This window comes from Bradyrhizobium sp. P5_C11_2 (assembly GCF_054049755.1).
In genome coordinates this window covers 1-8,092 of sequence record NZ_JBFULT010000348.1, presented here as the reverse complement: position 1 = coordinate 8,092, position 8,092 = coordinate 1, and the positions used below count along the sequence as shown (strand labels likewise).

Sequence of the window (8,092 nt, the reverse complement as noted above, 5' to 3'; positions counted from 1 at the left end):
GGCGCAGGCGATCGCCTCGGGCGAAGCCTGCCTCGTCAGCCGCAACGATCCCATGCACGATTCCGTGCCCTACCTGCGCAACGCATTGCCGGAGGAAACCGACATCCTCCACGAATACTTCATCCCGCGCAAAAACTTCACGGCCTTCGTCGACGGCATGCGCAAGATCATGCTCGCCAACAACACCAATTTGCTCAACGCCTCGGTCCGCATCGTGCACAAGGAGGACAACTTCCTGACCTATGCGCCGGAGCCGGCGTTCTCGCTGGTGCTCTACATCAACCAGCCGACGGACGATGAGGGCAACCGCCGCATGAAGAAGACGACAGAAGAGCTGATCGACCTCACCATCGCCAATCAGGGCCGCTTCTTCCTGCCGTATCAGCTCTATTACTCGCGCGACCAGCTCAAGAAGTCCTATCCGCAGATCGACGACTTCTTCGCCGCCAAGCGCAAATACGATCCGGCCGGGCTGTTCACCAATACGATGTACCAGAAATACGCGTCGTAAGGTGCGCTCCCTCTCCCGCAAGCGGGAGAGGTGAAGCAAGCCGGCGGCGGCGTCAGCTTCGCTTCGGCGCGAGCCCGTTGCAGCCGCCGGCCTGCTCGGCATCGAGCACGAGCAGGGCGCCCGCCGTGTACAGCCGGCTGACGAAGTCGGCGGCATCGGAGCGTGCGATCGTAACGTAGCCGCTCGACGCCAGCACCCGGCCATTGGCCCTGGCGACAGCGGCGATGGCCTCAGCCTGCGGGCCGATCACGGCAAGCGAGCGGCCCGGCGAGGCGCCGAAGGTGAGCACGACGACGAGTGTGAGCCAGCCGGCGACGACGAGCGTGACCGCAATTGCGATCCTGCCGAGCGGCCGCAATCCTGTTCGGCTAATAGTCGTAGAAGTGCTCAAGGCTCACTCCCTTCGCCGTCAACGCGCGCTTGATCTCGACCAGGCGGTCGATCCTAGCCCTGAGGCCGGCCCGGCGGAAGCCCGGCCTGGCATCGAGATCGAGCGAAAACAGCGCCGTGGTATCGGCGATGTCGAGCTTCGCATCCTTCGGCGCGATCACGGTGATGAGGATGTCGTGATTGCCGGCGATCTCGGCCAGGCGATGGCCGCCGTCGAGAAGCTTGCCCAGGATTTCCGTCAGCGCCTTGTAGCGCGGCGCCTGCACCAGCTGCCAATCCGCCGACAGCGCACGGACCGGTGTGATGCGCGGCTCGGCCGCCAGCACGTCCGGCGGCAATGTCGCCACCACGAACATGATATCGCGCGGCTCGTCGTCATTGGCAGCGTCGAGCGCGGACTGGATCGCATGCGCATAGCCGATCTTGAGAAAATATTCGCTGCCGAGCGCGAAGTCGCGCTCCCATGTGCGCAGCCGGCTCGGCGTCGGCGCCGGGATCGCCCCGAGACCGTCGAGCTTGTCGCGGAACGGATATTTGAACCAGGGCACGGTGTAGAGGAAGGCGGCGTAGTCCTGGAGCACCGCACGGGCATATTCATCCTGCGGCGTCAGCCTGTCGCCGCGGATCCATTCGAAGACGCGGCCGACCGTGTTTTCGTAAAGTCCCTTGATCGCGTATTCGGTGGAGTAGCTGATCCCGATGACGTAGATCATCATCTTGACGTCGAAGCGGGACTCCGTGGCCGGCGGCACGGCGCGGTTGATGGTGCAGAAGCTCTGCCAGAAGCCGAGGATGTGGCGGAGATAGCCGAACTGGCTTTCGCTGGAATGATCGAGGAAGCGGCCGAAGTCCTCGAAGGAATAGACGATGTACCACTCCGGGAAGGTGAAATAGGTGTTGTCCGGCGGACGGCGATAGCCCTTCTCCGTGATCGGTGGCAGCGCCACCGGCGCTGTTGCGGATGATGCCGCCTGCGCGGCGGGCTGGCAGGTCCCCTCGATATAGGCGAGGGGCACCAGGATCGCGAAGGCGATCAGCGCGATCAGCGCCAGGACGATGCGGCGCAGGCGCTTAAGCATGGGCAGGGCGCGTGCGCGGTGCCAGCAGAAAGCCGATCAGGATGGCGACGCCGCCCAGGCCCAGATGCGGCGCGTTGGCGAAGATGCGCGTTGCGAGCGGCAGGTTGAGCACGCCGTTGATGAGGATGCCGAAGTCGAGATAGCCGCTCCCGGTGAGCAGGCCGAGCACGCCGTCGGCGAAATAGAACGCGCCGAACAGCTGGAAGAACAGCTCGGAGGCGCGCCGCGAGGACAGCGCCGCGGTCAGCGCCCAGAGCGCGGAGACGAGATGCAGGCCGTCGGCATACCAGGTGCGGCGGAATAGGCCGAAGATCATGTCGTTCTGGTCGATGAAGGCGGGGATGTAGCCGGTCAGGATCACGAATCCGAGCAGCGCGGCGTAGCCAAAGGCGCACAATCTGATGATGTCCATGGTCCCTCCGGTCGCGTCTCGAATCTCGCCAAGTCTAGAGTGTTGCGAGGGCCTTGAGCAGGGTATCGTTGAAGATTTGGGAATCCTCGATCTGCGGAATGTGACCGAGCCCGGGTAGCAGGGTTAAGTGCGCCTGCGGCAGCAACACGTTCAAATCGCGCCCCTGTTCGAGCGGCGTCACCGTATCCAGCTCGCCCCAGAGGATGGCGACGGGTTGTTTCAGGCGTGCATAGGCGCTGCGGTCCGCGCTTTGGGCGGCGCGATCGGAGCCCACGAAATAATACAGCCAATCAGCAATGTCGGATGTGCTGTTCTGCCGGGAGAGCGGGCGCTGGAGGATCTCGACATATTCGGGTAGCGCGCGATCCTTTTTCGCGATCAGCGACTTCAGCAGCATCTTCGTCGCGAAGGGATTGGTGACGGTGAGCGACACCAGCACTTCGCGCAGCCATTTTGGATGCAGCAGCGCCGGCGCATCCGACGGCGTGGCCGTCAGCCCGAGCGCCGCATCGACCAGCACGAGCGCGCGGGCTCGATCCGGAAAGCGCAGCACAAGCTCGGTTGCAGCTCCTGCGCCGAAGGAATGGCCGACGATGATGGCAGGCCGCGCGTTGAGCCGCGCCAGCACGTCGTTCACCCGTTCGGCCTGGTCTTGTCGCGTGTAGTTGCCCGGACGATCGGAGAAGCCAAAGGGCGGGAGGTCCAACGCGATGACGTGGTACCCGGCGGCTGCGAGCGCGTCGGTCGTCGCCCGCCACAACTCGCTCCAGGCGGCGGTGCCGTGAAACAGCACGACGGGCGTGCCTGTCGCCGGTCCCTTCTCCTGCACGAAGACGTCGCCGGAGCGCGTTGCAACCAGGTGCCCGGTCGACGGTGCGAGATCGCCGCGGCCAGCCGTTTCACGAGCCGCCGCCGCAATTCGAAACGCAGCGACCGCGGCGACGATCAGCAACAAGACAACAAGGCCCAGCTTGGCTGCGCCGCGAAGAATTTTGGCGATCAAATGGTCCTCGGCAGACCGACGCGAATATCTGGCTGCCACTCTAGCGGAGGTTGACCAGCGGGACAGTAGCAAGGACCAACGCGCTGCCGGTGCAGTTAATGAATCACTGCCCCGACGGCGTGCGCAGGCCGTGCCAGGCGTCGCGGACCTGCTGGTAGTGCACCTCGGGCAGATAGTCCGGCGTGTTCAGGCTCAAGGTCTTGACGTCGAGATGGCCGACGGCGCTGAGCAGCGTGTAGGAGGCGATGACGCGGTCGCGCAGCGCGCCGATCAGGCGGGCCTTGGCCTGGATCAGGTCGGCCTGCGAGTTCAGCACGTCGACCGTCGTGCGCTGCCCGCCCGCGGCCTCGCGCTGCACGCCCTGGAGCGCGACCGTTGCCGCCTTCACCTCGGACTCCGAGGCCGAGACCGCGATCTTGGCGCCCTCATTGGCAACCCAGGCGCTGGTCGCCGCCGTGCGCGCCTGGTTGCGGACCTGGTCGAGCACGAGCCGGCTCTGCGCCGTGATTTCCTTGGCCTGCCGGGTCTGCGCCGCCGCCTGGCCGCCGTCATAGATCGGCACGGTGACATTGGCGACGACCGAGGCCTGGTCCTCGGCGAAGGTCCCGAGCGTCGGGTCGTTGTTGCGGCTCTTGCTGGCGCTGCCCTGGACGCTGGCGCTCGGCAGCAGCGCGCCTTCGGCGACGCGGATGTTGGTGGAGGCGACGTCGACGTCGAAGCCTGCCGCCATCACCGCCGGATGCTGGCGGATCGCCATGGTCAGCGCATCGTCGCGACTCTTCGGCAGATAGCGGTCGACGACCTCGGCGGGCCGAAGCTGCGACGGGGCATTGCCGATCACCTGGGCGTAGGTCGCCTGGCTCACCGCGAGCGCGACTTCGGCGGCATTGAGGTCGGCAAGCCCGCGGCTGAGCCGCGCCTCGGCCTGGGCGCTGTCGGTCGGCGTGACGTCGCCGGCGTTGAGGCGGCGCTGGGTCACGGCAAGCGTCTCGCGCAGGAAGGCGACGTTGGAGCGCTGCGCCTCGACCAGCGACTGGTTGGCCAGCACGTTGGTGTAGGCGGTCACCGCGTCGAGCAGCACGCCCTGGCCGACATTGCGCAGCGCCTCGCGGCCCGACTGCACCTGGAGCTCGGCGGCGCGCACGTTGTTGGCGGTGCGGAAGCCGTTGAACAGGGTCTGCGTCACGGTGACGCCGATGATCCATGGCTTCAGATTCGCGGTCTGGATGGTGTTGTCGGGCAGCAGATTGCGCACCGATTGCAGGCCGGCGCTGAGGCTTGCCACGATCTGCGGCCGGTAGCCGGCGAGCGCCTGCGGCACGTTCTCGTCGGTGGCGCGCTGCCGCGCACGCTCGGCATTGAGCTGCGGGTTGGTCTGGTAGGCCTTGGCCAGCGCCTCGGGCAGGGCTTCCGCCCATGCCGCAGCGGGCAGCGCGCAAGCGAGCGCCAGCGCGGTCCATGTCGTCAACACAGGACCCACGCCCGATCGATACCGCGTCATCACGCGGCCAGCTCTGGCGGCACGCCCAATCATGTAATCCCGCAAAATCCCGGCTGTCCGCCCCCGCCGACGGTGGCCCTCTTAACTGTTTAACCAGCGCGGGTCCCGCAGGCAAACTGCCGCGGGGAAAACCCCCATCTATTCCGTGCTTGTTGCAGCTTCGTCACAGGAATGCTGCGGCGAGGCGTCAGAGCCTTACAGCAGCCTTACCAGCTTGTCCTGCCAGCTTGTCTTGCGGGCGCTTGCCTCACCGGTTCTTGTTCACCGGCTTGCGCTTCTCGATGAACGCGGCCATGCCCTCGGAGCGGTCTTCCAGCGCGAAGGTCGAGTGGAACAGGTTGCGCTCGACGCTCATGCCCTCGGCGAGCGTGGTCTCGAAGGCGCGGTTGACCGCTTCCTTGGCCATCGCGACCGCGGGCCGCGACATCGCGGCGATCTTCTCGGCCGCCGCCATCACCTCGTCCATGAGCGTGTCCGCGGGCACGATGCGGCTGACCAGGCCGCTTCGCTCGGCTTCGGCTGCATCCATCATGCGGCCGGTGAGGCAGAGGTCCATCGCCTTGGACTTGCCGATCGCGCGCGTCAGGCGCTGGGTGCCGCCGATGCCCGGGATGGTGCCGAGCGTGATTTCGGGCTGGCCGAATTTGGCGGTGTCGGCGGCGATGATGAAATCGCACATCATGGCGAGCTCGCAGCCGCCGCCAAGCGCATAGCCCGCGACCGCGGCAATGGTCGGCTTGCGGCAGCGCGCGATCCGGTCGCCGCCGATCGCGGCAAAGTCCTCGGAGAACATGTCGATGAAGCCCTTCGGCTGCATCTCCTTGATGTCGGCGCCGGCGGCAAAGGCCTTCTCGCTGCCGGTCACGACGATGCAGCCGATCGCGTCATCGGCCTCCAGATCGTCGACGGCCGCCGCGATCTCGCGGAAGACGCCGAAGGAGAGCGCATTGAGCATCTTCGGCCGGTTCAGCTTGATGATGCCGACCGCGCCTTTGCCTTCGACGATGATGTGTTCGAACGTGCTCATGCTCCACCCACGCATTTGATTGAGCGGGCAATCTGCCCGCTGGCGCGGTGGGCTTCAAGAGGGCCGAACGCCCCGCAGGGACGCGCGAGCCGCGCGCCCCGAGGGAACTGGTTGTCAGGCCGTCAATCAGGCCATGAACATGCGTGCGGCGGAGGCCAGCGTCAGCACCGTGCCGACGCCGATGAAGATCTTGCCGATCAGGGAGCTCTGGTCCCAGGCCGAGTTCTGCTGGCTGCTCGCCATCACCGGCGCCGGCCGCGGCTGCGCGTCGGTTGCGGCAACGACCGCGGGCCGGGCGGACGGATTGTCCTGTTGCAGGGCGGCGCGATCGATATCGTTGAGCTGGTCGGGCGCGACCACCTGGCTCTCGGCGCCGGAGGTGGCGGTATTATCGGCCGCGGCCTGCAAATTGTCGTTGGCGCGGCCGGTCATCGCGGAGGCCGCCGCCGCGGTCGCCGTGTCGGCGGCCGCGAGCTGCGCATTGGCATTGGCGACTACCGGCGGCATCTGGCTGGAGGCCGGCGCGTCGTTAGCGGCCTTGGCGTCGTCGGCCTTTGCCGTCACGTCCTTGTCCGCCTTGCCGTCGGAGGATTTCTGCGCCGTCTTGCTGCTGCTGCCACGATGAGAATAGTGGCGGCGCTGCTTGCCGGACTTGTCCGTTTCCGCTTGCTTGGTCGCGCCATCCGTCTTCGAATTGGCGGCCGAGCTTGGCGCCGCCTGCGCAGCGCCCCCGAACAGCACGAATACCGCGGCCAGAAGAAGCAATGCCGCACGCCTGCTGGCTTTCAACATGTTGACGATCTCCCCGATTGCGCCATCCCGGGAGCGAACAGAGACCCCGGTGCATGACGACAGCGGGGCAAAAAAGGGGAATCTTCGGGCAAGACCGGGCAAAAGCGGGGCAAACCAGGGGCCGCGCCCGCAGCCACCGGATGCGAGTCGGACCGATCGATGTTATGAGCCTCCCGGGCTTTATGGCCGGACCGGAGTCTTCGGGCTGCGTTTTGATCACAACTTCGTGATCGCTGCGGCGCCGGCGTAACAAATTGAAAGAGCGGCCGAATTGCCGTGTAGGAGCGCGCGTGCGCGGACGTGAGGATGAGTGGACCGGCCTGATGCGGTCGGCCATGGCAGGCGATGATGCGGCCTATCATCGCCTGTTGAAGGCGGTCACGCCGGTGCTGCGCGCTGCCGCGAGGCGCGGCCTGGCGCGGGCCGGGCAGCCTCCCGATCAGGCCGAGGATATCGTGCAGGAGATACTGTTGGCGGTGCATCTGAAGCGGCACACATGGGACAGCGAAGCGCCCTTCGCGCCCTGGCTGTTTGCGATCGCCCGCAACAAGCTGATCGACGCGCTGAGGCGGCGGGGCCGGCGGGTGTTCGTCAACATCGACGACTTCGCCGAGACGCTGCCGGGTGAGGCGCCGCAGGAGACGGCTTCCGCGGCCGAGGTCGCCAGCCAGCTCGACGCCTTGCCGCAGCGCCAGCGCGACGTGCTGCAGTCGATCGCGGTCGAGGCCGCCTCGATCAAGGACACGGCGGCGAGATTTTCGATGAGCGAGGGCGCGGTGCGGGTCGCGCTGCATCGCGGACTTGCGGCGCTCACCGCCAAACTGCGGGACCATTGAACATGGATACCGATCAACTCATTCGCACGCTCGCGGCCGACAACGCCCACCGCGCCCCGCGCGTCGGCGCCATGCTGACCATGGCACTGCTGGTGGCCGCCCCCTTGTCGATCCTGATCTTCGCGACCTTCCTCGGCGTGCGGCCCGACGTGATGAGCGCCATGGGCAATCCGTTCTTCGACATGAAGTTTGCGGTCACCCTGTCGCTCGCGATCCCCGCGATCATCGTCAGCCTGCATCTGTCGCGGCCCGAGGCGCTTTTGCGCGGCTGGGGCTGGTTGCTGCTGCTTCCCGTCGGCTTGCTTGCGGTCGCGATCGGCGGCGAGATGATGATGGCTCCGGCGATGCCGATGACGATGCGGATGGTCGGCAGGAACTCCAGGGTGTGCCTGTTTGCGATCCCGGCGATGTCGCTGCCGCTGCTTGCGGGCGCGCTGTTCGGCCTGCGCCACGGCGCGCCGTCGCGCCCCGCGCTCGCCGGCGCGCTCGCCGGCCTGGTGTCGGCCGGGCTCGCCGCGACGCTCTATGCCTCGCACTGCAC

General features: G+C 66.6%; 10 protein-coding genes. 3 read left to right on the top strand and 7 right to left on the bottom strand.

Annotated features, from left to right (window positions below):
- A partial coding sequence (locus ACXJL8_RS27020) for a D-arabinono-1,4-lactone oxidase (protein WP_456685896.1) occupies window positions 1-511 on the top strand: 511 nt, incomplete at its 5' end.
- A gap of 52 nt (window positions 512-563) precedes the next feature.
- Here the strand turns inward: ACXJL8_RS27020 and ACXJL8_RS27015 are convergent.
- From ACXJL8_RS27015 to ACXJL8_RS26985, 7 genes are all read right to left on the bottom strand, one after another.
- Entirely contained in the window at window positions 564-902 is a 339-nt protein-coding gene (locus tag ACXJL8_RS27015; RefSeq protein ID WP_456619138.1) for a hypothetical protein, read from the bottom strand.
- Window positions 880-1,980 (bottom strand): hypothetical protein, encoded by a 1,101-nt coding sequence (locus tag ACXJL8_RS27010; protein WP_456619137.1) that lies wholly within the window; start codon window positions 1,978-1,980, stop codon window positions 880-882. The genes ACXJL8_RS27015 and ACXJL8_RS27010 overlap by 23 nt, the downstream gene beginning before the upstream one ends.
- On the bottom strand, window positions 1,973-2,392 hold the full coding sequence (locus tag ACXJL8_RS27005) for a hypothetical protein (RefSeq protein WP_456619136.1): 420 nt from the start codon (window positions 2,390-2,392) through the stop codon (window positions 1,973-1,975). The genes ACXJL8_RS27010 and ACXJL8_RS27005 overlap by 8 nt, the downstream gene beginning before the upstream one ends.
- A gap of 34 nt (window positions 2,393-2,426) precedes the next feature.
- Window positions 2,427-3,395 (bottom strand): alpha/beta fold hydrolase, encoded by a 969-nt coding sequence (locus tag ACXJL8_RS27000; RefSeq protein WP_456619135.1) that lies wholly within the window; start codon window positions 3,393-3,395, stop codon window positions 2,427-2,429.
- 103 nt (window positions 3,396-3,498) lie between these two features.
- A complete protein-coding gene (locus ACXJL8_RS26995; RefSeq protein ID WP_456619134.1) occupies window positions 3,499-4,896 on the bottom strand; it encodes a TolC family outer membrane protein in 1,398 nt (465 codons plus the stop codon).
- Window positions 4,897-5,143: 247 nt separating this feature from the next.
- Window positions 5,144-5,923 (bottom strand): enoyl-CoA hydratase, encoded by a 780-nt coding sequence (locus ACXJL8_RS26990; RefSeq protein WP_456619133.1) that lies wholly within the window; start codon window positions 5,921-5,923, stop codon window positions 5,144-5,146.
- A gap of 126 nt (window positions 5,924-6,049) precedes the next feature.
- Window positions 6,050-6,715, bottom strand: a complete 666-nt coding sequence (locus ACXJL8_RS26985; RefSeq protein WP_456619132.1) for a hypothetical protein — start codon at window positions 6,713-6,715, stop codon at window positions 6,050-6,052.
- Window positions 6,716-7,005: 290 nt separating this feature from the next.
- Here ACXJL8_RS26985 and ACXJL8_RS26980 point away from each other — a divergent pair, with 290 nt between their 5' ends.
- Window positions 7,006-7,551 (top strand): sigma-70 family RNA polymerase sigma factor, encoded by a 546-nt coding sequence (locus tag ACXJL8_RS26980; RefSeq protein WP_456619131.1) that lies wholly within the window; start codon window positions 7,006-7,008, stop codon window positions 7,549-7,551.
- 2 nt (window positions 7,552-7,553) lie between these two features.
- The coding region (locus ACXJL8_RS26975) for an NrsF family protein (protein ID WP_456685895.1) at window positions 7,554-8,092 on the top strand (539 nt) is incomplete at its 3' end.

Bases quoted from the DNA above. Each gene is read 5' to 3' on its own strand.
- ACXJL8_RS27010 (WP_456619137.1), bottom strand. From the start codon at position 1,980: ATGCTTAAGCGCCTGCGCCGCATCGTCCTGGCGCTGATCGCGCTGATC.
- ACXJL8_RS27005 (WP_456619136.1), bottom strand. From the start codon at position 2,392: ATGGACATCATCAGATTGTGCGCCTTTGGCTACGCCGCGCTGCTCGGA.
- ACXJL8_RS26995 (WP_456619134.1), bottom strand. From the start codon at position 4,896: ATGACGCGGTATCGATCGGGCGTGGGTCCTGTGTTGACGACATGGACC.
- ACXJL8_RS26990 (WP_456619133.1), bottom strand. From the start codon at position 5,923: ATGAGCACGTTCGAACACATCATCGTCGAAGGCAAAGGCGCGGTCGGC.
- ACXJL8_RS26985 (WP_456619132.1), bottom strand. From the start codon at position 6,715: ATGTTGAAAGCCAGCAGGCGTGCGGCATTGCTTCTTCTGGCCGCGGTA.